Below are 22042 nucleotides of genomic sequence, written 5' to 3'. Positions count from 1 at the left end.
TCGAGTCGGCACACGAAGTCGTCCGGGAGGAAGGTGGGAAACGTGCAGCCCGAAAGTTCGAACGGCACCAGCGGTGGCAGGCTGGCAGTCCCCATGGCGTGGCTCTGCGCCGAGTACATCGCCGACGAGATGCTCCGCACGGGCGCTCTCGTGGAGCAGGGTTCGCTCGAGTACCGCGCGGGCCGGCAGACCCTGGCCCTCACCATCTATCTGTGCGACGGCGCGGACGAACTCGCGGGCATCCGCGCCGTCTCCCGGATCGACGAGTGGCTCTCCCTCACCTCCTACGGCCATCCCTGGCCTCAGTGGGCCGAGGAGCGGCTTGCCGCCCGGCAGGAGCGGGAGCGCGATCTGGGCGAAGGGGCCGATCCGGACCTGGCCCTGGCGCTCGACGCCTGGAGATGGCTGCGGCAGACCGAACTGCTCGCCGCCGACCTGGGCGAGAGAGAGCCCTGGCATCCGGCGGGACCGATGGATGCGCCCGTCGACGAGTGCGAGCAGATATGGACGCCGGCCTGGCAGCTCGGTCTTCCGCTGAGCCATCTGGCCATCCATCTCTTCTGAGGGACCGCCGCCGCACAACTTACGCAGCATCGAACTGTCTGGCCCCGCGGCTGAGCAGCCGGACGGCGCGCGTCGCCCGGCGGTGCACCTCGGCCACCGGAATGCCGAGAGCGGCCGCCGCCTCGCCGGGGGTGCTGCGCCGAAGGTGAAGTTGACGGACCACCGCGCGGTCGCCCGGATCGAGCGCGCCGAGCAGACTGCGCAGATCGTCACGGTTGGCTGCCACTGGCGGCTGCAGGGTGCTCATCTCGTACTCCCCGTCGTGGATGCGACCCTCGTTGGTGCGAATCGCCCACTGATACGAACTGAGGGGCGAGACGACTCAAAGGCCCCGAAAAATCTCACTCCGCGGACCGGTGGCCGGCCGAGGAGTGCACGCCCGACCGGTATTTGGGGATACGGATCGTGATCTTCATGCCGGCGCCGACGCCCGTCTCGATGACGAGCCCGTGATCGTCTCCGTACACCTGGCGCAGCCGTTCGTCGACATTGGACAGGCCGATCCCGGCAGAGCCGGTGCGCTCCCCCGCGAGGATCCCCCGCAGCACGGCCGGGTCCATGCCCACACCGTCGTCCTCGATGGTCACCATCGCCTCGGCTCCGGCGTCCTGCGCCGCAATCGTGACGCGGCACTCCTTCCTGGAGTCCTCCAGACCGTGTTTGACCGCGTTCTCGACGAGCGGCTGCAGACACAGGAAGGGCAGCGTCACCGGCAGCACCTCCGGCGCGACCTGCAAGGTCACCGTGAGCCGATCGCCGAAGCGGGCCCCGGCGAGTGCCAGGTACTGCTCGATGGAGCGCAGTTCGTCGGCGAGGTTGGTGAAGTCGCCGTGTCTGCGGAAGGAGTAGCGGGTGAAGTCGGCGAATTCCAGCAGCAGTTCGCGGGCCCGCTCGGGGTCGGTGCGGACGAAGGATGCGATGGCGGCGAGCGAGTTGAAGATGAAGTGCGGCGATATCTGGGCGCGCAGGGCACGGATCTCGGCCTCGATCAGCCGGGTGCGGGAGCGGTCGAGCTCCGCCAGTTCCAGTTGTACGGAGACCCAGCGCGCCACCTCGGTCGCGGCGCGCACCAGAACGGCCGACTCGCGCGAACCGTAGGCGACGAGCGCGCCGAGCACCCCCTCCTCGCCGGTGAGCGGGGCGATCACGGCCCAGCGCAACGGGCACTCCAGGTCCTCGCACTCGGTGTGCACGCTCTTGCTGCGTCCGGACTCCAGCACGTCGGCGACGCGCACCATCACACGCTGCTCGTGGTGGTCGGCGCCGCCCCCGTCCCAGGCGAGCACCGAATCGCGGTCGGTGAGGCAGAGCGCCTCGGTGCCGAGCAGCGAGCGCAGCCGCCGGGCGGCCTTGCGTGCGGTGTCCTCGGTGAGGCCGGCTCGCAGCGGGGGCGCCGCGAGAGATGCGGTGTGCAGGGTGTGGAAGGTGGCCCGTTCGACGGGGGTGCCCAGATCGAGGTCGCCGCCGGCTCCGCGCCGTGCCGTCAGCCTGCCGAGCGCGACACCGGCCGCGAGCAACAGGGCCCCGGCGGCGGCCAGTGCCGCCATTCCCGTCCCGGTCATCGTTCCGCTCCTTCGGGCTGGGGCCGGCCGACGAGGTCTTCCGGCAGATGCAGTCGCGCGAGGATCGCGGCGGCGCCGGCGGGTATGTGGCGCGGGGTGGCCAGCGAGACCAGCACCATGGTCAGAAAGCCGAGGGGCACGGACCATACGGCGGGCCAGGCCATCAGGGTGTGCACCCAGCCCTGGGGCGGGAGCCCCGCGCGCGTGGCCATCACGGCGGTGAGGGCGGCCCCGCCGCCGATGACGAGCCCGGCGGCGGCGCCGGGCGGGGTGAGCCGTCGCCACCAGATGCCGAGGACGAGCAGCGGGCAGAACGAGGACGCCGAGACGGCGAACGCCAGCCCCACCGCGTCGGCGACCGGCACATTGGTGGCCACGACGCTCAGGGCCAGTGGCACCGCCATGGCGAGGAGGGTCGCGAGGCGGAAGTACCGTACGCCGCGCGAGGGCAGCACATCCTGTGTGATGACGCCGGCCACGGACATGGTCAGTCCGGACGCGGTGGACAGGAACGCGGCGAAAGCGCCGCCCGCCAGCAGCGCCCCGAGCAGATCCCCCGCTATTCCGCCGACGATCCGCTCGGGCAGCACCAGCACGGCCGCATCCGCGGCGCCGGTGAGGGCGAGTTCGGGTGCGTAGATCCGCCCGAGCGCGCCATAGACGGGCGGCAGCAGATAGAAGGCGCCGATCAGGCCCAGGACGACGAGGGTGGTGCGCCGGGCGGCGCGCCCGTTGGGGCTGGTGTAGAAGCGGACGGCGACATGCGGAAGGCCCATCGTGCCGAGGAAGGTGGCGAGGATCAGTCCGTACGTCGCATACAGGTGGTAGCCGTCCCGGCCGCCGGACAGCGGCTGGGACCAGCTGGCGGGATCGGCCTCCGACGAGGCCCGTTCGGGCACCTGGGCGCCCGGCGGGAGGCCGAGGGTCGTGCCCGACCCGATGCGGTGGGTGCCCTTGTCGAGGGTGGTCGTGCGGTTCTCGTACGCGGTGTGGTCGATGTCGCCGGTGACGGTCAGTGTCAGCGGCTCGTCGAGGTCGACCCGGACGGTGTCGTCGATGCGTACGTCGGTGTGTTCACGCAGCACGGTCGGCGCGTCGAAGCGGGCGCGGGGTGTGCCGTCGCCGACCCAGGCCGCGACGAGGAAGAGCGCCGGCACCAGCAGCGCGGTGAGCTTGAGCCAGTACTGGAAGGCCTGCACAAAGGTGATGCTCCGCATCCCGCCCGCCGCGACGGCCCCCGTGACGACAAAGGCGACGACAAGACCGCCGACCCAGTCGGGCGCGCCGGTGAGGATCTCCAGGGTCAGGCCCGCGCCCTGCAGTTGGGGCAGCAGATAGAGCCAGCCGATACCGACGACGAAGAGGCTGGCGAGCCTGCGCACGGCCGCGGACTCCAGCCGGGCCTCGGCGAAGTCGGACAGGGTGTACGCCCCGGAGCGGCGCAGCGGAGCGGCGACGAGCACCAGCAGAACGAGATAGCCGGCCGTGTAGCCGACCGGGTACCAGAGCATGTCCGGGCCCTGCAGCAGCACCAGGCCGGCAATGCCGAGGAAGGAGGCTGCGGAGAGGTACTCGCCGCTGATGGCGGCGGCATTGAGGCCGGGCTTGACGGTGCGCGATGCGACGTAGAAGTCGGAGGTGGTACGGGATATGCGCAGACCGAGCGCGCCGATGAGCACGGTGGCGAGCACCACGACGGTGACGGCCGTCACCGCGTAGGTCTGGTTCACTGGGCCTGCCCCGGGAGCACGGGTCAGCGTCCTTCGACGAGCCTGGTGAAGTCCTGTTCATTGCGCTCGGCCCGGCGTACGTACCAGCGGGCGGTCAGCCACATCACCGGGTAGACCGCCACGCCGAGGGCCGCCCAGACGAAGGGCTCCGGCGAGGAGAGGGAGCTGTTGAACGCGGCGGGGAGCGCGAAGAGCAGCGGCAGCGAACCGACGAGCAGGGCGAGCGCCCCCAGTGCGTACAGCGCGGCCCGCAGCTGGCTGCGCATCAGGGAACGCACATAGGTGGCACCGAGTGTCGTCTGCTCGCTGATCTCGGAACGGGCGGGCGCGTGCCCAGGCGCACGCCTCGCGCCGCGCGGCACGCCGGTGACCACCTCACGGCGGGGGTGTTGCTCTGCAGACATCGTCGTCCGCTCCAGCGTCTGTCGGCGAACACTCGGGAGCTGTGGAGTCTACGCAGGAGCGATTACCTACGGTAGATACCGATCAGTACCCCCTGCGCTGCCCGGATCCCGTGCGCTTCAGTACCCGGTGCGCTGGGCGCAGTCGCTCAGCGCGATCTCCAGCTCGACGTACGACTCCTCGGCCCTGCGGAAGGCGACTTCGAGGGCGGCCTCGGCGCGCGGGCCGACGAGTCCCTGTGCGGATTCCTGGATTTCGTACAGCACATCCGCCCAGCGCCCGGCGGCGCTCTTCACCGTGGCGAGCAGGGCCTCGAGGTCACGAGCGCTGGACACTCGGGTCGTCGGCAGGCTCCGCAGCTCCGCCAGCAGTGCTTCGATGTCGGACATCAGGCCCCTTCTCCCGCACCAAGACTAGGTCGCGGTCAAGGGCGGCCGGCGCCGAATCCGGATCCGGTTCGGTCGGCGGACGACGCCCGTCGCCGTACGGCTGCGGTGGGGCGACGAGCGGCCGCGTACGGCCGTCGAACGGTCGAGCGTGGTCCAGGGCAGCGGCTCAGCCCCTGGCGGTCGGGGTGCCTCCCGTGCCCTTGGAGTTACGCGGGAACATCAGCAGTTCGCGCAGCTGGCGCGCATGGCGGCGGCTGACCGCGAGCTCCGCCGCGCCGACCCTGACGGTGGTCGTCCCGGCGTCCAGGCGCAGTTCGTCGATGCGGGCGAGGGCGACGAGATGGCTGCGGTGGATGCGTACGAAGCCACGCGAGGCCCAGCGCTCCTCCAGGGTGGACAGCGGGATGCGCACCAGATGGCTGCCGTCGTCGGTGTGCAGCCGGGCGTAGTCGCCCTGGGCCTCGACATAGGTGATGTCGTCGATCGGTACGAACCGGGTGACCCCGCCCAGTTCGACCGGTATCTGCTCGGCGCTGCCGATGGTCTCCGGCGGGGCCTGGTGTGCCACGGGGAGCGCGGCGGCGTACGGGACGGGCCCGGCCGGTTCGGGCTGCCGCGCCTCGCGCGCCGTGACGACCAGGTCGCGCACCCGGCGTACGGCTTCGGCCAGCCGTTCCCTGCGCACCGGCTTGAGCACATAGTCGACGGCCTTGAGGTCGAAGGCCTGGACGGCGAAGCCCTCGTGGGCGGTGACGAACACGATCAGCGGCGGGCGGGCGAATCCCGCGAGCAGTCTGGCGACGTCGAGACCGGTGAGCCCGGCCATGTGGATGTCGAGGAAGACGACGTCTATGGCGTCCGCTCCGTCCGGGCCCGCGTCGAGCGCCCGGGTGATGCGGCGCAGCGCCTCGGTGGCGTCCGTGGCTCCTTCGGCGCTCCTGATGCGGGAGTCGGAGCGCAGCAGGTAGAGGAGCTCTTCGAGGGCCGGTTTCTCGTCGTCGACAGCCAGTACGCGCAGCATGCTGCGGAGTTTAGGCGTGCCGCGACCGAGGCGACTACGGTGCGGCGTCGCCGAGGCCGTCGAGCAGATCGTCCTCGGAGAACAGCGCGAGCAGCGCGGGCGCGTCGGCCATGTCGAGGTAGGCGGTCCGGCAGGGGTCGCAGAGCTGCAGATGGCCGGAGACCCGGGCGTCCTCGGCCGCGCCGAGGGCACCGAGGACATACGCGCCGAGCAGCAGTTGAACATGGGCGTTGTCGGGGTGCGGCACGGTCATGCTGGTACCCGTCTCTCCACCTGTCATGCACACATTCTGCCTGTCACCCTGCCGCACGGACCGAGCCGCCCCGGCGGTTGCGTTCGCCACGTACTGAGTTGAGCACAGCGCGCACCTGGTCCGTACTCCTGGGCAACAGACCACAACACACGCAACGCAGCACCGTACGGGGCGAAGAGACGAATCGAGGACGCCATGAGCATGCAGCAGCGGCATCAGGACGTGGCCGCCTATGCGCTGGGCGTCCTGGAGCCCGCGGACGCGTTCCGGTTCGAGGAGCATCTCGCCGAGTGCGTGATGTGTACGGTACGCCTCTCCGACTTCACCTCCGTCGCCGCCGCGGTGGCCGAACTCGCCGGACCCGAGCGGGTCGAGGCGCGGCCGGGACCGCGGCTGCTCGACCGGCTGACCGACGAGGTCGCGGTGTTCAAGCAGCGGAGCCGCAGGCGCCGGCTGCGGCTGGTCGCGGCGGCCGCCGCGCTGATCGTCGCCCTGCCCGCGGCGGCAGTGGCGCTGCGGAGCGGCGGCGCGGTTGCCCCCGAAGGCAGGGTCGTGGCGACGGACGCCAGGACAGGTATCACCGTGGCCGCGGCGGTGCAGAAGAGGGCCTGGGGCACGGCGGTCGCGATGCGCCTCACGCATCTCCCCGGACCGCGCACCTGCCGACTGGTCGCCGTGGGCAAGGACGGCATCGAACACCCGGTGCTCACCTGGTCGGTGCCGGAAGGCGGCTACGGGATGCCGGGGTCGGGCGGTCATGAGGAGCCGCTGGACATCGAGGGGGGAACGGACGTGCCGAGCGGCGAGATCGGCCGCTGGGAGGTCCGTACGCAGGACGGACAGCCGCTCGTCTCCCTCAAGGGGTAGCTCCCTCAAGGGGTACCCGCTGAGGGCGGCGCTACTTCAACAGGCGCGAGAGTCTGCGGTCGGCGAGCGGTTTGCCACCCGTCTGGCAGGTGGGGCAGTACTGCAGCGAGGAGTCGCTGAAGGAGACCTCGCGGATGGTGTCACCGCAGACGGGGCACGGCTGACCCGTGCGGCCGTGGACGCGCAGACCACTCTTCTTCTCGGCCTTGAGCCGCCCCGCGGCGACTCCGCGCGAGCGCTCGACGGCCTCGCTCAGTGTGGCGCGCAGGGCCTCGTACAGGGCGGTGGTCTCGTCCTCGTCGAGATTCTGGACGGGCTTGAACGGCGACATCTTCGCGGCATGCAGAATCTCGTCGCTGTACGCGTTGCCGATCCCGGCGATCAGGCTCTGATCCCGCAGCGCGCCCTTGATCTGCCGCCGTTCCCCCGCGAGCAGCGCGGCGAAGGCGTCGCGGCCGAAGGAGTCCGCGAGCGGATCCGGGCCGAGACGAGCGATGCCGGGCACCTCGGCCGGGTCGTGTACGAGATGAACGGCCAGCCGCTTGGTGGTGCCCGCCTCGGTGAGGTCGAAGCCGCTGCCCGACGCGAGAACCGTACGCAGGGCGAGGGGTCCCTTGCCGGGGCGCGGCGGCGCGGCCGGGAATTCGTCCTTCCACTGGAGCCAGCCCGCCCGCGCGAGATGGGCGACCAGATGGAGGCCGCCCGCGCTGATGTCGAGCCACTTCCCGTGCCGGTCCACGGCGGTGACCTCGGCGCCCTCGACGGCGGTGAGCGGCGGGTCGTACGTCTTCAGGACGCTGATCGCCAGCGGCAGGACACGAACGATCTCCTGTCCCACCAGATGGCCGTCGAGGAACTCTCTCAGCGCTTCGACCTCGGGCAGCTCCGGCATGCATCCAGGGTGCCGCAGGCTCCCGGCTCCCGCAGTTTCGGGGTCCGTGGACGCGGCTTCAGAGTCCGTAGACGCGGCTCGCGGTGGTCTCGAAGACGGCGTGGCGTTCCTCGTCGCTCAGCCGGTGGGTGAGCGCGCGGGCCGCCGCGAGGACCTCGGCGTAGCTCGCGGCGAGCCGGCACACGGGCCAGTCGGAGCCGAACATCAGCCGGCCGGGGCCGAAGGAGTCGAGCACCATGTCGGCGTACGGGCTCAGATCGGGTGTGGTCCAGGTCGACCAGGCCGCCTCGGTGACCATCCCGGAGAGTTTGCAGACGGTGTTCGGCCGGGCCGCGAGTGCGCGGACATCGCTCGCCCAGGGCTCCAGCTCCCCGGCCGCGATGGGCGGCTTGCCGAGATGGTCGAGTACGAAGGTGAGCTCGGGCAGCCGGGCAGCCGCCTCGGCCGCCGCGGGCAGCTGGTGCGGCTGGACCACGAGGTCGTAGACGAGTCCGGCGGCGGCAACGGAAGCAAGGCCGCGCTGTACGTCGGGGCGCAGCAGCCAGGCGGGGTCGGGCTCCCCCTGGACCTGGTGGCGGATGCCGACGAGCCGGTCCCCGCCGGGGAGTTCGCGCAGCCGGGCGAGGGTGTCGGCGACATCGGGCGCGGTGAGGTCGGTCCAGCCGACGACTCCCGCGACGAGGTCGCTGCCGTCGGCGAGAGCGAGGAATTCGGGTGTCTCGTCGGCGACGGTGACCGTCTGGACGAGGACGGTGGCGCCCACGCCCGTCGTGCGCGTCTCGGCGGCGAGGTCGTCGAGCGAGAAGGTGCGGCGGATGGGGGCCATCTCGGGACCGGTGATCCACTCCTGGTCCCGTACGGAGAGGTCCCACACATGGTGGTGGGCGTCGATGATCACCATCGGCTCACAGCTCCCAGACGACGGGCAGTCCGGCCTCGGCGCCGTCGCAGGAGTAGTCGTGTACGACGTCGAGCAGCTCGGTCATCCGGGCCTGCCAGGCGATATTGACGGGGAGCTGCTCCAGGGCGGCGAGCAGCCGGGCGTAGTCGGTGCAGTCGAGGAGGTGGAAGAGGTCGGTGCCGCTTCGCCAGATGGTCCAGGAGGTGGCGCCCGCCGCACGGATCGCGGCGGTCAGCTCCTCGGGGACCTCGCGATGCGCCGCCTCGTACTCGGCAATGCGGTCGGCGCGGACCTTGGTGTGCAGGGCGACTTTCATCGGGCGTCCCCGTCCTTCGGCAGCAGTCCTTCGGCACGCAGTTCGTCCCAGAGCGCGGGCGGGACGTCCAGGGCGAACATGTCCGCCGCGTCCAGTACTTCGTCGGCGGAGCGGGCGCCGATCAGGACGCCCGCGACGGCCGGATGGGCCAGGGGATAGTGCAGGGCGGCGGCCCGCAGCGGTACGCCGTACCGTTCGGCGACCGACTTGAGGCGCTGTGCGCGCCGCAGGATGTCGTCGGGCGCGGCCGTGTAGTCGTAGGTGGCGCCGGGGCGCGGGTCGGCGAGCAGTCCGGAGTTGAAGACCCCGCCCACGACGACGCTCCTGCCGCGGGCGGCGGCCTCGGGCAGCAGCTCGGCGAGGGCGCTCTGGTCGAGCAGGGTGTAGCGGCCGGCGCACAGGACGGCGTCGACATCGGTGTCACGAAGGAAACGGGTGAGCATCGGGGCCTGGTTCATACCGGCGCCTATCGCACCGACGACGCCTTCGGCGCGCAGGCGTTCCAGGGCCGGATAGCCGTGGCGGAAGGCGGCTTCCTCGTGCTCGTCCGGATCGTGCAGATAGACGATGTCGATCCGGTCGAGGCCGAGCCGGACCAGGCTCTCCTCGATGCTGCGGCGTACGCCGTCTGCGCTGAAGTCCCATACCCGACGGTGGTCGGCGGGCACGGCGAAGCCGTCCGCGAGGTCGTCGCCGTCGGCCGGGCAGGGTTCGAGCAGCCTTCCGACCTTGGTGGAGAGGGTGTACGCATCGCGGGGCCGGGTGCGCAGCGCCTCGCCCAGTCGGCGTTCGGAGAGGCCGAGTCCGTAGTGGGGTGCGGTGTCGAAGGTGCGGATGCCCGCGTCCCAGGCGGCGTCGACCACGGCGGCGGCCTCGGCGGGCTCGACAGCGGTGTACAGATTGCCGATTCCCGCCGCCCCGAAGGACAACTCGGTGATCTCGACCGCGCCGCGTCCGAGCGTGCTCCATCGCATCCGCTGCTGCCCCTTCGCCGTGGCGTTCGCCGATCACGACGAATATTCATCGGATCACTTGAGGGCGTCAACACCCTTGACCTGATCGGCTCGGTGTGATGAGAGAGGCGGCACATCCCAGCATGGCGCGGCAGCTTCGCGCTGCGAGCCGTCGCACGTGCCTCCCGGCCAGGTCGTGCGCCGGGGCCAAGCTGTCCGATCTATTGGCTCAGCGTCAGGAGTTCTTCCAGCTCCTCCCCCACACTCCGCGCGAGCTTGCCGAGGTCCGGCACGGCCTTGCCGTCGGCGACCAGGCCCACATGCACCTGCCCGCCGTATGTCGACATCGCGATCGCCAGCGACTGCCCGCGGGCCAGCGGCGCCATCGGGTAGATCTCGCGCAGCGGGCAGCCGCCCAGCGACAGCGCCGAGCGCGGCAGCGGCACGCTCGTCACCAGGATGTCGAAGAGCATCCGGGCCGCGCCGCCCGCCAGCGGCGCGCCGAACCGGTGCGCCAGCGGCGGCAGTTGATCTGCGAGTACCGCGAGCGCCCCGGCCCCGCGCGACGGCCCTGCCGCCTTGTTGCGGTCCATCGCGGTGCGTACGGCATCGAGCCGGGAGCGCGGGTCGGGGTCGCGGACGGGCAGTTCGACCAGATACGCGGAGAACTTGTTGCCCGATCCGGACGAGCTGCCGGGCCTGCGCCGGGAGACGGGCACCAGGGCGCGCGGGTCGGCCGCGGGCAGCTGCTCCCCACGCTCCTCCAGCCATCGCCGCAGCCCGCCCGCGACGGCGCCGAGCAGCACGTCGTTGGCGGTGCCGCCCACCGCCTTGCGTACGCGGTGCACGTCCTCCAGGTCGAGCACGGCCGTGGCGAGCCGCCTGGTGCCGCTCGACCCGGCCGAGAGAGCGGGCACTCCGCGCGGGTCGAGCCGACTGGCGCGTACGACCGAGGCCCCGACGTCGAGCGCCCGGCCCAGCTCCTCGATGCGGCCCCGGGCGAAGCCGGCCATCTGCCCCGGCCCGGGGAGCCAGGAGCGCTGTGGCACGGGCCTTGCCCTGCGCGCCCCGATCCTGCGGGCATCGGCGATCTGGTCGAAGATTCCGGCCCCGATCGCGACCGCGCGCATTCCGTCCGCCAGCGCATGGTGAAGCTTGACCAGCACCGCGAACGGGCCGCCCGGCTCCCCGGTCAGCAGATACATCTCCCAGGGCGGCAGACCCCGTTCGAGTGGCCGCTCCATCAGCTCACCCGCGATGGCGACCGCCTCGGCGGTGAAGGAGCCGTCCGGGAGGCGGACATGGTGGACATGGCGCCGTACGTCGAAGTCCTTGGCCACGGACCAGGCGGCTCCGCCGACCGGCAGCCAGACGTCCCTGACCCGCATCCGCAGCCTGCGGATCGCGGCGGCACGCGTGGCGAGCAGTTCGAGGACGGACTCGCCGCTCTCGGCCCCGGGAGCCGGGGCGAAGAGGGCGAGGGCGCCGAGGTGCATCGGATGGCCGGCGGACTCGAGGTGCCAGAACGCCAGATCGAGTGGTGCGAGGAGCTCACTGCTCAAAGGGTCCTCTTGTCCTAGAAGGTTGAACTAGAAGGCCAGTGATGCACAGTCAATCGCCTCCGGTCGGTTACGTTCAAGTACGATCACTTCACGCACAGTTAACAACAGGTAATAATCAGTTGGTCGACCTCTCCGGGACGATGAATTCGCACCACACGGCCTTGCCGCCGCCTCTCGAATCCACGCCCCAGGACTCCGCCAGCCGGTCCACCAGCATCAGTCCGCGGCCCGAGACCCCCGACTCACCCGCTTCGCGCCGACGCGGCAGCGCACTGGAGCGGTCCTCCACATCCACCCGAAGCCGCCGCTCGGAGCCCGCAAGGACCCGGATGGTCACGATCGCGCCCCCGTCGGTGTGCATCAGCGCGTTCGTGACCAGCTCGTCGGCCACCAGCTCGATCTCGTCCGAGCGCTCACGCGCGCCCCAGGCCCGTACCGCGGCCTTGACCATGTGCCGGGCCGAGCGCAGCGCCTCCGGGTCGTTCTGCGCGACTTGCTGCTGCAGCCGTCCGCCGGACTGCGGCGTGTACGCACCCCTGCGGCGCAGCAGCAGCAGCGCCACATCGTCGTCCCCGGCCCGCTCGTCCACCACCTCGCAGAGCCGGTCGGCGAGCAGCTGCAGATCGCGCGGGCCGCTGCGCACCAGCGCGGACAGCAGCTGCATCCCGTCGTCGAGGTCGGCACCGGGCTGCTCCACCAGTCCGTCGGTGTACAGCAGGAGCGTCTGGCCGGGGTCCAACTCCACGGTGCTGACGGGGTATTCGAGCTGGTCGAACTCGGCCGAGAGCCCCAGCGGCAGCCCGCCCTCGACAGGCACCCGGCGGCAGCTGCCGTCGGTGTCACGGATCAGCGGGTCGATATGCCCGGCCCGCACCACCTGGACCACCCCGGTCGTCAGGTCCGCCTCCGCATAGGTGCAGGTCGCGAACCGCTCGGTGTCCAGTTCATGAAGGAAGACGGAGGCGCGCGCCATCACGGTGGCCGGGGTGTGACCCTCGGCCGCGTAGGCACGCAGCACGATCCTCAGCTGCCCCATCACCGCGGCGGCGTCCGTGTCATGCCCCTGTACGTCGCCGATGACCGCGCCGACCCGGCCGCCGGGCAGCGCGATGATGTCGTACCAGTCGCCGCCGATGTCCCGGCCGATCCGCGCGGAGCGATAGCGCACCGCGATCTGCGCCCCGGGCACATCGGGGATCCGGCGCGGCAGCATCGCCTGCTGCAACCCCTCGGCGAGGTCATGCTCCTGCTCGTAGAGCACGGCGCGCTGGAGGCTCTGCGCGATGCTGCTGCCGAGCGCGACCAGCAGATTGCGCTCGTCGGAGCTGAAGCCGGTCCTGTCGCCGTACAGCAGGCCGAGGGCTCCGATGGGGCGGCCCTGGGCGATCAGCGGCAGATAGGCGGCCGAGGTGATGTGGAGGTCTGCGATGTGCGGCCACAGCCGCGGATACGAGTCGGCGAAGTCCCGTTCCGACTCGATGAAGCGGGGGGTCAGCGTGCGTACCACCTCGCTCATCGGGTACTCCTCGTCGACCCGGGTGTAGCGGGTGCCGGGCACGAAGGAGCCCTCGGGACCTTCGGCCACCAGATGGATCCGGCCCGCCTCGAGGAGTCCCATGACCAGGCTGGTCGCGCCGAAGTGCTCCAGGCCGTGGGAGTCCTTCAGCACATCGATGACGTCCTGGACGGTCCTGGCGTGGGCGAGAGCCGCGGTGGTGCTCTCGACGACACTGGTCTGCCCGCGACGCACGGCATCGGCCTCGATGCGGGCGGTGGAGTCGTAGAGTTCCTCGGTGGCGTCGCGGACGACGCCGATGATGCGCAGGGGGCGGCCGGCATCGTCGCGGCGGACACAGCCCTGAGTGTGGGTCCAGCGCAGGCTTCCGTCGCGAGTGCGGATGCGGAAATACGCGCCGTAGTGGTCGCTGCCGTTCTTCAGGGCCTGCGAGACCAGGGCGTCCAGCCGGGCGGCCTCGTCCGGCGGCAGCCGGAAGGCCAGGCTCTCCGGATGGCCGTCGTATTCGCCGGGGCGCACATCGAACACGTCGAGACCGGGCTGGTCCAGGTGCATCAGCCCGCTGACCAGGTCCCAGTCGAAGCTGCCCATGCGGTTGAGGGTCAGCCTCATATCCGGGTCGGCCGGCCAGTCGTCGGGAAGCGACAGGGCACCCGCTGCCCGATCAACCATGGGGCCACTCTGCCATCATTTGTCGGATTCTTCGACCGGTCCGAGGGGCCTGCTCAGCCCTGGAAGGTGACCGGCTCGGCCGGCTCATCGGTGGGCACGAACAGGTCCGGCTGGGACGGTGCGACTCCACCGTCGGAGGGCATGTCGGGGCTGACCGGCGGGGACAGCTCCTCGCTCGGGACGTCCGGGGCAATGGGCGGGCTGACCGGCTCATTCGGGGCGTACGGGGCGACAGGCGGGCTGACCGGCTCGCTCGGGGCGTACGGGGCGACAGGCGGGCTGACCGGCTCGCTCTGCCCGGTCGAGTCGCCCGGCTGTGGCGAGTCGCCCGGCCCGGTCAGCTCGGACGGCGGCGGATAGGTGTAGATGTCGTCCGGATTCACGGGCGGCAGCACATCGGGCCGCTTGTCCTTCTCGCCGTCGGTCCCGCTCCTCCGCTCGATCCAGGTGTTGTTGACGATGTCGACGATCACCAGGCTGTCGACCATCTGAACGGTGGGCTTGATGACGACGACCCGGTCGGGCTGGTAGCCGACCCACGACCGGCCCGTCTGCAGCACCGCACCCTTGACCGCGACCGGCGGCTTCAGCGGGTTTCCGCCGGCACACCGCACACGCGGCGCGCCGTACTGGTCTACGAGCACCGAGGTCCCGGCCTGCAGCACGGACTGGTAGCTGGTGGCCGTGCCACGGCTGTAGCCGTGGCTGGTGGCGCGTGTGTCGGCGCGCAGGACGACGGGGGTCAGCCCGCGCAGGAAGTCCGGGATCTCCGCCTGGGAGATGCCCGCGGACCGGGCGAAGGCGCGGGCCTTGGCCTGGTCCGCGGCGAGGAATCGCACCTGCTGCTCCACGTCGCAGCTGGCCACCGACTGTGTTCCGCCGTAGAGGCCGGGCGTCGCGCCCGAGACCGTGCGCAGCATCTGCCCCCTGGCGGGGGGACCCGGCGAACTCGAAGGCGCGGGCGGTTCGGGCGAGGGCGCGGCGGTGGACGTGACGGTCGACGGGGTGTACGGGTCCGGCCCCGGGCCCGCCACCGGCTGGAGGAAGACCTCCTCCGAGTCCGTTGCCGTGCTGCTGTCGCCGTCGCATCCGGAGACCAGCAGCGAGAAGGACAGCGTGACGGACAGCGCGGCGACCGCGGCGTACCGACGACGAACGTGGCGGCCGAAGAACCGACGACGAAGGGGTGTACGCACGAAGATCTCCCGCCTCTGCACCCAGATGTATCCCTCAAGTTCTGCCGGATTCCCGCAACGCCCGCGACTTGAACGCGTTCAAGTAACCCTCTAGTCTCGACCGCGAAGAATTGAACACGTTCAAGCCTGGGGTGGGGCGCCTGATGTCCGTACTGGTCAACCTGATCGTGATGCTCGGCATGCTGGTGCTCGTGCCCGCAGGGCTGGGCCTGATGGACTCCGTCCGGCTCGCGCCCATTCGGCGCAGCTGGCTTGTGTTCGCCGTCCCGGGTGCGGTTGCTCTCTGGCTGCCGCGCTCGACGGCTGCGACGGTGCTCGCGGCGGTGTACGCGCTCGGCACACTGGCCCTCGCCGCGCAGGCCCCACGCCGACTGAACCGCACCCGCTCGCTCGCACCGGCCGAAATCGCCGTGCTCACCGCGCTGGTGACCCCGTCGGTCGCCGGTGTGGCACTGGTCGCGGAGCGCTCGGGGCACGAGCTCTTCGGCTTCAGCCTGCCGATCCTGGCGCTGACCGTGCCGCACTTCCACTTCGCCGGGTTCGCCGCCGCGCTCGTGGCAGGGCTCGTCTGCCGCACGTCGGCGGCTCCTGCCGGGCGCTTCGCGGCACTGAGCGTCCCGCTCGGCACCCTCCTCGTCCTGGCCGGCTACTTCCTGGACGACTGGGCCGAGCTGCTCGGCGCGCTCGTGCTGACCGCGGGCATGTGGGCCGTCGCGCTGCTGACCTGGCGCGATGTACGCACCGGTGGACAGGACCGGTTCACCCGCTCCCTGCTGGCCGTATCGGCCGCCGTGCTGGTCGCCACGATGCTGCTCGCGCTGAGCTGGGCACTTGGCGAAGCGACCGGACTTCCCCACCCCACTTTGACCTGGATGGCCGCGACTCACGGCCTCGGCAACGCCCTCGGATTCGCACTCTGCTCCATGCTTGCCTGGCGACGACTCAAGGAGACGGCCGCATGAACAACGCCGACCGCACGACCGACCGCTCGACCGACCACTCGACCCACCGCACGCTGAGCTACCCCGAGGTGGGGGCCACCCGGCTCGGACCGCTGCCCGACGGCTATCAGCACCTCCACCACACCACCCGGATCGGACGGGGCCGCGCCGTCTTCGACGCGGCAGCCGCGGTGGTCACCGACTGGCGGATGCACCGCGGCTCGGGGGTCCGGATACGCAGCACGGCGGTGCGGGCCGAGCCCGGTGCCCGGGTCGAGATCTCGGTCGGGGCCGGCCCGCTGCGCTTCACCGCCCGGTGCCAGGTGGTCTGGGCCACGTACGAGAGGGACCGGGCGGGATTCGGATACGGCACCGTGACCGGGCATCCCGAGTGCGGCGAGGAGTCGTTCGTGGTCGACATCCGCGACGACGGCTCGGTGTGGTTCACCGTCATGGCCTTCAGCCGTCCCGCCCGCTGGTACACGCGGCTGGCGGGCCCTCTCGTTCCCGTCGCGCAAAAGCTGTACGCCAAGCGGCTCGGTCACACAGTGGGACGGCTGGCCCGGACCGATACTGAGGGTAATGGAGTGGTTCAGTGACAGTGACTACTGGCTGAGCCGGCTGGTCTTCCAGCGGGCTCTGGCCGCCGTGTATCTGGTCGCCTTTCTCACCGCCGCCCTGCAGTTCCGGGCGCTGATCGGCGAGCGGGGCATGCTGCCGGTGCCCGCGTACGTACGCCGGGTGCCGATGCGCAGTGCGCCGAGCCTGTTCCAACTTCGCTACTCCGACCGGCTCTTCGCGCTCTGCGCCTGGACGGGCTGTCTGCTCTCCGCGGCACTGGTGGCGGGCGCCGCCGACCATATTCCGCTCGGGGCCGCGATGGCGTGGTGGGCGGTGCTGTGGGCGCTGTATCTGTCCATCGTGAACGTCGGTCAGACCTGGTACGGCTTCGGCTGGGAGTCGCTGCTCCTGGAAGCGGGCTTTCTCGCCGTCTTCCTCGGCAATGAGCGCACGGCACCGCCGGTCCTCGTGCTGTGGCTGCTGCGCTGGGTACTGTTCCGGGTGGAGTTCGGCGCGGGGCTGATCAAGCTCCGCGGCGACGAGTGCTGGCGCAACCTCACCTGCCTGTACTACCACCATGAGACACAGCCGATGCCGGGCCCGCTGAGCTGGTTCTTCCACCATCTCCCGAGGCCCTTCCACCGGGTCGAGGTGGCGGCCAACCATGTGACCCAACTCATCGTCCCCGTCCTGCTGTTCACCCCGCAGCCCGTCGCGAGCGCGGCCGCCGGGACGATTGTGCTGACCCAGCTGTGGCTCGTACTGTCCGGCAACTTCGCCTGGCTGAACTGGGTGACGATCACACTCGCGCTCCCGGCCGTGGACGGCTCGATCTTCGCTCGTCCGCCCGCGCTCCCCGCTCCCCCGCTCTGGTACGAGGTCGTGGTGATCGCCGTCAGTGCACTGCTCCTCGGCCTCAGCTACCGTCCGGCGCGCAATCTGCTCTCCCGGCGGCAGCAGATGAACCGGTCCTACGACCCGTTCCACCTGGTCAACGCCTACGGCGCGTTCGGCACGGTCGGGCGGGTGCGCCATGAGGTCATCGTCGAGGGCACGGACGAGACAGTGCTCCACCAAGGCACGGTGTGGCGGGAGTACGGCTTCAAGGGCAAGCCCGGCGATGTGCGCAGACTGCCACGCCAGTTCGCCCCGTACCATCTGCGGCTCGACTGGCTGATGTGGTTCGCCGCGCTCTCCCCGGGCTATGCGGGCTCCTGGTTCGGACCGTTCGTGGAGCGGCTGCTCGACGGTGACCGGGACACGCTGCGGCTGCTTGCCCGCAATCCGTTCCCGGACGCCCCGCCCGCGTATGTCCGCGCAAGGCTGTACCGCTACCGGTACACGACCTGGCGCGAACTGCGGGACACCGGCGCCTGGTGGCACCGGACCTATGTGCGCGAGTTCCTCAGGCCGACCAGGCTCCTGTGAACCACTCCCGGAGCCCTCGGATGAATCCCCGACAAGTCCTCGAGCAACTCCGGTAGTTGCCGTCTCGCGACGAAGGCGCGACCGGAGGCGTCCCGCGTGCCGGGAGCGGCCGCAGAGAGTACCGGCTCATCCCGCGCGGACTCGCCTTGGGGGCGCGGGCGGCCCGTAGACCGTTCGTACCCCCTGCCGCTGCGGCAGGGGGTACGGCGAAGCGATCCGCTCAGTCGATACCGGGCAGGATGTGCGGTTCGGCGAGGTCGTCCTCGTAGCCCGCCAGCCGGATCGGGGCCGACCGGGCCCAGACTTCGAGACTGCCGAGTTCGTCGGCCCGGCCGGTCCTATCGCCGCTGGGGTCTGGCGGTCGCTTCTCGTGCTTCTTCACATCTGGTGTCACCGCGCACTCCTCTGTGTCGCGTAACTGGGACAAGGGCAGTTCGGTCGCGGTGGCGCCGTTCTCGGGCGGGACCGCAGCCCGGTTGAAGGCTTGTCCCAGGACGGCCAAGGGGGTTTCGTGGATCCCTTGGTGGCGTCCGTTCATCTAAGAGTACCCATATGAGCAGGGCCCTGCTCGATGGGGCCTGTAAATCTCCTGTAAACCAACTCAATTCCGGCCAACGATCTTTCCCTGCGCGGAGCTTCACGGGACCGTACGCGGATGAATTCCGGTGGCGCACAAGACCGCCTCGATGCCAGGGCCGCCTTGGTCTCGGAGGCATCACGCGGCATCGCTCCGGCCGTCGCCGAAGCGCCGGCCGGAGCAGGGGCGAAGGCCGTCGTCATGGCCCGGACCCGGATGGAGTAACAGCGGCGGTGGCCCGGCTGCGGAACGCGGGCGCGCGGGCAGCGGACTGCGTCGCCGACCCCGCCCAGTGCGGGAGGCGTTCGCAGTGAATGGGGAGGCCGCGCGGTCTACCAGTTCGCCGGAGCGTAGTCCTTGAGGAAGCAGCCGTAGAGGTCCTCGCCGTCCTCGCCGCGCACGATGGGGTCGTAGACCCGGGCCGCGCCGTCGACAAGGTCGAGCGGGGCGTGGAAGCCCTCGTCGGCGAGACGCATCTTGTCGGGATGCGGGCGCTCGTCGGTGATCCAGCCCGTGTCGACGGCGGTCATCAGGATGCCGTCGGTCTCGAACATCTCCTGGGCGCTGGTGCGGGTGAGCATGTTCAGCGCGGCCTTGGCCATATTTGTGTGCGGGTGGCCCGCGCCCTTGTAGCCGCGGCTGAAGACGCCCTCCATGGCGGAGACGTTCACCACATAGGTGCGCTTGGCCGCGGCGGCGGCCATCGCCGGGCGGAGCCGGCTGATCAGGATGAAGGGCGCGGTGGAGTTGCACAGCTGCACTTCGAGCAGCTCGACCGGGTCCACCTCGGAGACGGTCTGGATCCAGCTGTTGGTGTCGTGCAGATCGGGGACCAGACCGCCGGCGTCGATGGCGGTGCCCGCGGCGATGCGCTCCAGCGAGGCGGAACCACTGACCAGGGCGAGGTCGGTGACGTCCTGTGCGCTCAGGCCGTCGCCGGCGGCGGAGGGCAGCGCGGCTACCGAGTCCACGGCGCCGCTGCCGAAGGTTCCGATGACCTGGGCGGGCGGCAGCGCGCCCGCGGGCAGCGGCGCGGACTCGGCCGCGACAAGCTCGCTGTAGGCCCCCGGGGAACGGCGTACCGTCTGCGCGGCGTTGTTGATCAGGATGTCCAGCGGCCCCTCGGCGGCCACCGAGTCGGCGAGGGCGACGACCTGCGCGGGATCGCGCAGGTCGATCCCGACGATCTTGAGGCGGTGGATCCACTCGTCGCTGTCCGGCATCGCCTTGAAGCGGCGGATCGCGTCGTTCGGGAAACGAGTGGTGATGGTCGTGTGGGCACCGTCCCGCAGCAGCCGCAGCGCGATATACATGCCGATCTTGGCCCGGCCGCCGGTGAGCAGGGCGCGCTTGCCGGTGAGGTCGGTGCGGGCGTCGCGGCGGGCGCGGTTCTCGGCGGCGCACGTCTGGCACAGCTGGTGGTAGAAGGCGTCGACCTCGACATAGCGGGTCTTGCAGATGTAGCAGGACCGGGGGCGCTGGAGTATCCCCGCGATCTCGCCGGTGACCGACGAGGACGGCAGCAGGCCTTCGGTCTCGTCGTCGATCCGCTCGGCGGAGCCGGTCGCGGTGGCCTCGGTGACCGACTTGTCATGGGCGGTCTTGGCGGCCCGGCGCTCCTGGCGTCGGCGCTGCTTCACGGTGCGGTAGATGCCGGCGGTGGCCCTGCGTACCGTGATCGCGTCGGGGTGGTCGACGTCCAGTTTGTCGAGTTCGTCCAGCACGCTGAGGCAGACGGCCAGGCGCTCCGGGTCGATGCCCGGGCCGTACACCGGGCTGTCCTCTGTCACCGTCATTGCCTTGTCGTTCCTCGATCACTCGCGCGCTGTGGGTTTCAAAAGCGCAACTTTACTGAGCAAAAGGGTGACGGCAAAATCTCGTGACCGGGGGGCTTCGGCCCACGCACCCGAGCCCCCGGTTGTTCCCGCCCCGGCCTCATGCGAACAGGCCGGTCAGCCACCTCCGCCAGGCATCCTCGTTCTCCCCCGCGTCCGCGTCAGTGGCGAAGTCGTGCACGCTGACGCCGACCGGCGCCCCGAAGTGGTTGCGGCCGAAGACGCGGTACATCGCCTCGTCGGTGCGCAGCCCGATGAAGTACGGGTTGCGGTAGTCCAAGACCGCATCGACCGGTCCGGCACCCGGCACCTCGACGCGCACCGTGTCGCCCTGGGCGTCGTCGTCCGCAAGACCGAGCCCGCGGCTGACGACCTCGAGCCCGCCCGGGGCGTTGGACGCGGCGGGGGCGTCCAGCGTCGCGAAGGTGGCGGGGCGGCCAGTGAAGTGCACGAGGTACTGCCGCAGGGTGTGCAGATAGAAGTCCGTGTGCTTGTTCGCTCCGTCGTACTGGTTGTCCCAGTCTTCGACGAGGATGCCGCTGTGCACATAGCGCACGTAGCACCCGCCGCCCTCGCGCGGCTCGATGACATGCTCAAGCTGATTGAAGGTCTGCTGGGGCATGCCCTCCACGTTCTCGGTGCGTGCGGTCAGGTGCCGCGGCGGGTCCCACGCGGTGAGAGTGCCGCCAAAGGGTGCGGCGCCGCCCTCCTTCGGTTCGTACTCCATCGGCCAGAGCCAGCCGCCGGTGCCGGTGGTGATCGCGTCCCACACCTCCTCGGGGCTTGCGTCGACCTCGAACTCCCGGACGATCTCGAACTCCTTGGACATGACGACTCCTGATGCTCAGGCGCTCTGGGGCGCGTGGACGATGTGCTGGACGCCGGAACCGAACGTCTTGGACGTGACGGCCTTGAGAGAACTCCGGCGGACGAGCTTCCTCATGACGACTCCTCGATGGCTTCCGGGGTTTTCTCCGGGGTCTTGTCCGGGGTTTTCACGGTGGGGTGGAGCGCCACGACGATGCGGTGGTCACGGCCGCCCTGCGCGTCCTCGTCGTGGTACTTGGCGATCAGCGCGCCGACGCCCTGCGTCAGCTCCTCGACGAACGCCGCCCGGTCGGCGGCGGAGGCGAACCGCACCTCCCCGTCGAGTGCGTACGTCGCCAGGCGCTTTCGGGCCTTGACAGCACCCGTGATGAGGGTGCCGACGTCGCCGACCAGTCGGGCGGCGAGTGCGAGCAGCCAGCGCGCGGAGAGCTGGTCGCGGAAGCCGGCCGGGTCGGGCTGCACCGCCGCCAGGGCGAGTGGGGAGATCACGTACGAAGACGCGGTGGCCCGCATCAGCCGCTCGGTGACATTGCCTTTTCTGCGCTCGCCTGCCAGCTCGATCAGGCCGTGCCGCTCCAGCGCCTTGAGGTGGTAGTTCACCTTCTGCCGGGGCAGCCCGACCCGGCCGGCCAGCATGGCCGCCGACGCCGGCCCGGCGGCGAGCTCGGCCAGCAGCCGGGAGCGCGTGGGGTCCAGCGAGACGGCGGCAGCCGCCGAGTCCTCGATCACGGTCACGTCCCACATGGCTTCACCCTCCCACCGAAAACTTTTCTTGTCCAGACTCATTTTTATGTCGGTACTTCGAGTGGCCGGATCTTATGACTGGCACAGGAAGGCTTCCTTTGGTCTAGACCTCTGAAGGTCAACCCGGGACCGGAAACCGCTCCCACTCCCCCGACCTGCGCGCCCGACTCCGGGGCACAAGCGGCCCGAGCGACCACAAGGGCGACAAAGCCGCCGATCCGGAACTCGGCACGTCACGGCCGGTGCATCCGTTTTGCGCCAGGTTTCACAATGCCCTCACAGGTTCGCCAGATTGCGCCCCAATATGTGATCCGACAGAGAGCGGGACACAC

Annotated in this window: 23 protein-coding genes; 5 read left to right on the top strand and 18 right to left on the bottom strand. The window is 70.5% G+C overall.

The window, feature by feature from the left end; all coding sequences use genetic code 11:
- Positions 1 to 42 precede the first annotated feature (42 nt).
- Positions 43 to 564: a hypothetical protein gene (locus ACI2LP_RS27200; RefSeq protein ID WP_404727146.1), complete on the top strand. Its 522-nt coding sequence runs from the start codon at positions 43 to 45 to the stop codon at positions 562 to 564.
- A 19-nt stretch (positions 565 to 583) separates the two neighbouring features.
- On the opposite strand, the gene ACI2LP_RS27195 is transcribed toward ACI2LP_RS27200, so the two are convergent.
- From ACI2LP_RS27195 to ACI2LP_RS27165, 7 genes are all read right to left on the bottom strand, one after another.
- A complete protein-coding gene (locus tag ACI2LP_RS27195; protein WP_404727145.1) occupies positions 584 to 811 on the bottom strand; it encodes a hypothetical protein in 228 nt (75 codons plus the stop codon).
- 94 nt (positions 812 to 905) lie between these two features.
- Positions 906 to 2126, bottom strand: a complete 1221-nt coding sequence (locus ACI2LP_RS27190) for a sensor histidine kinase (protein WP_404727144.1) — start codon at positions 2124 to 2126, stop codon at positions 906 to 908.
- Positions 2123 to 3856 carry a cation acetate symporter gene (locus tag ACI2LP_RS27185; RefSeq protein ID WP_404727143.1) on the bottom strand — a complete coding sequence of 578 codons (1734 nt, stop codon included), beginning with the start codon at positions 3854 to 3856 and terminating at the stop codon, positions 2123 to 2125. The genes ACI2LP_RS27190 and ACI2LP_RS27185 overlap by 4 nt, the downstream gene beginning before the upstream one ends.
- Before the next feature lie 23 nt (positions 3857 to 3879).
- Positions 3880 to 4260, bottom strand: coding sequence for a hypothetical protein (locus ACI2LP_RS27180; protein ID WP_404727142.1), 381 nt, complete (start codon positions 4258 to 4260; stop codon positions 3880 to 3882).
- 117 nt (positions 4261 to 4377) lie between these two features.
- Positions 4378 to 4647: a hypothetical protein gene (locus tag ACI2LP_RS27175; RefSeq protein WP_404727141.1), complete on the bottom strand. Its 270-nt coding sequence runs from the start codon at positions 4645 to 4647 to the stop codon at positions 4378 to 4380.
- A gap of 166 nt (positions 4648 to 4813) precedes the next feature.
- The gene (locus ACI2LP_RS27170; RefSeq protein WP_404727140.1) at positions 4814 to 5668 is read right to left on the bottom strand and encodes a LytR/AlgR family response regulator transcription factor; all 855 of its coding nucleotides are present in this window, start codon (positions 5666 to 5668) and stop codon (positions 4814 to 4816) included.
- 34 nt (positions 5669 to 5702) lie between these two features.
- Positions 5703 to 5948 carry a zf-HC2 domain-containing protein gene (locus ACI2LP_RS27165; protein WP_404727139.1) on the bottom strand — a complete coding sequence of 82 codons (246 nt, stop codon included), beginning with the start codon at positions 5946 to 5948 and terminating at the stop codon, positions 5703 to 5705.
- Between the two features lie 168 nt (positions 5949 to 6116).
- Here ACI2LP_RS27165 and ACI2LP_RS27160 point away from each other — a divergent pair, with 168 nt between their 5' ends.
- Entirely contained in the window at positions 6117 to 6788 is a 672-nt protein-coding gene (locus tag ACI2LP_RS27160; protein ID WP_404727138.1) for an anti-sigma factor family protein, read from the top strand.
- Positions 6789 to 6819: 31 nt separating this feature from the next.
- Here ACI2LP_RS27160 and ACI2LP_RS27155 read toward each other — a convergent pair whose 3' ends face one another.
- The 7 genes from ACI2LP_RS27155 to ACI2LP_RS27125 all read right to left on the bottom strand — a co-directional run bounded on the left by ACI2LP_RS27155 (position 6820) and on the right by ACI2LP_RS27125 (position 14796).
- Positions 6820 to 7680, bottom strand: coding sequence for an Fpg/Nei family DNA glycosylase (locus ACI2LP_RS27155; protein ID WP_404727137.1), 861 nt, complete (start codon positions 7678 to 7680; stop codon positions 6820 to 6822).
- A 58-nt stretch (positions 7681 to 7738) separates the two neighbouring features.
- Positions 7739 to 8581 (bottom strand): amidohydrolase family protein, encoded by an 843-nt coding sequence (locus ACI2LP_RS27150; protein ID WP_404727136.1) that lies wholly within the window; start codon positions 8579 to 8581, stop codon positions 7739 to 7741.
- A 4-nt stretch (positions 8582 to 8585) separates the two neighbouring features.
- Positions 8586 to 8897, bottom strand: a complete 312-nt coding sequence (locus ACI2LP_RS27145) for an L-rhamnose mutarotase (protein WP_404727135.1) — start codon at positions 8895 to 8897, stop codon at positions 8586 to 8588.
- Entirely contained in the window at positions 8894 to 9871 is a 978-nt protein-coding gene (locus ACI2LP_RS27140) for an aldo/keto reductase (protein WP_404727134.1), read from the bottom strand. The genes ACI2LP_RS27145 and ACI2LP_RS27140 overlap by 4 nt, the downstream gene beginning before the upstream one ends.
- A gap of 200 nt (positions 9872 to 10071) precedes the next feature.
- Complete coding sequence (locus ACI2LP_RS27135) at positions 10072 to 11412, bottom strand: wax ester/triacylglycerol synthase family O-acyltransferase (protein ID WP_404727133.1); 1341 nt, start codon at positions 11410 to 11412, stop codon at positions 10072 to 10074.
- 115 nt (positions 11413 to 11527) lie between these two features.
- Complete coding sequence (locus tag ACI2LP_RS27130; protein ID WP_404727132.1) at positions 11528 to 13600, bottom strand: SpoIIE family protein phosphatase; 2073 nt, start codon at positions 13598 to 13600, stop codon at positions 11528 to 11530.
- A gap of 53 nt (positions 13601 to 13653) precedes the next feature.
- Positions 13654 to 14796: a DUF6777 domain-containing protein gene (locus tag ACI2LP_RS27125; RefSeq protein ID WP_404727131.1), complete on the bottom strand. Its 1143-nt coding sequence runs from the start codon at positions 14794 to 14796 to the stop codon at positions 13654 to 13656.
- A 143-nt stretch (positions 14797 to 14939) separates the two neighbouring features.
- On the opposite strand from ACI2LP_RS27125, the gene ACI2LP_RS27120 reads away from it, so the two are divergent.
- Genes ACI2LP_RS27120 through ACI2LP_RS27110 form a run of 3 tightly spaced genes read left to right on the top strand, consistent with a single transcriptional unit; the run spans position 14940 to position 17726 of the window.
- Positions 14940 to 15758 carry a YndJ family protein gene (locus ACI2LP_RS27120; RefSeq protein ID WP_404727130.1) on the top strand — a complete coding sequence of 273 codons (819 nt, stop codon included), beginning with the start codon at positions 14940 to 14942 and terminating at the stop codon, positions 15756 to 15758.
- Entirely contained in the window at positions 15755 to 16336 is a 582-nt protein-coding gene (locus ACI2LP_RS27115) for a DUF1990 family protein (protein ID WP_404727129.1), read from the top strand. The genes ACI2LP_RS27120 and ACI2LP_RS27115 overlap by 4 nt, the downstream gene beginning before the upstream one ends.
- Positions 16320 to 17726, top strand: coding sequence for a lipase maturation factor family protein (locus ACI2LP_RS27110; protein WP_404727128.1), 1407 nt, complete (start codon positions 16320 to 16322; stop codon positions 17724 to 17726). The genes ACI2LP_RS27115 and ACI2LP_RS27110 overlap by 17 nt, the downstream gene beginning before the upstream one ends.
- Before the next feature lie 220 nt (positions 17727 to 17946).
- Here the strand turns inward: ACI2LP_RS27110 and ACI2LP_RS27105 are convergent, their stop codons facing one another.
- The 4 genes from ACI2LP_RS27105 to ACI2LP_RS27090 form a co-directional block, all read right to left on the bottom strand.
- Positions 17947 to 18120: a hypothetical protein gene (locus ACI2LP_RS27105; protein ID WP_404727127.1), complete on the bottom strand. Its 174-nt coding sequence runs from the start codon at positions 18118 to 18120 to the stop codon at positions 17947 to 17949.
- 515 nt (positions 18121 to 18635) lie between these two features.
- A complete protein-coding gene (locus tag ACI2LP_RS27100; RefSeq protein WP_404727126.1) occupies positions 18636 to 20099 on the bottom strand; it encodes an SDR family NAD(P)-dependent oxidoreductase in 1464 nt (487 codons plus the stop codon).
- A 139-nt stretch (positions 20100 to 20238) separates the two neighbouring features.
- A complete protein-coding gene (locus ACI2LP_RS27095) occupies positions 20239 to 20967 on the bottom strand; it encodes an SRPBCC domain-containing protein (RefSeq protein WP_404727125.1) in 729 nt (242 codons plus the stop codon).
- 110 nt (positions 20968 to 21077) lie between these two features.
- Positions 21078 to 21710 (bottom strand): ArsR/SmtB family transcription factor, encoded by a 633-nt coding sequence (locus ACI2LP_RS27090; RefSeq protein WP_404727124.1) that lies wholly within the window; start codon positions 21708 to 21710, stop codon positions 21078 to 21080.
- Positions 21711 to 22042: the final 332 nt, after the last annotated feature.

Source organism: Streptomyces sp. NPDC019890 (assembly GCF_044903445.1).
Taxonomy (GTDB): domain Bacteria; phylum Actinomycetota; class Actinomycetes; order Streptomycetales; family Streptomycetaceae; genus Streptomyces.
This window is presented reverse-complemented; position numbering and strand designations above follow the sequence as displayed.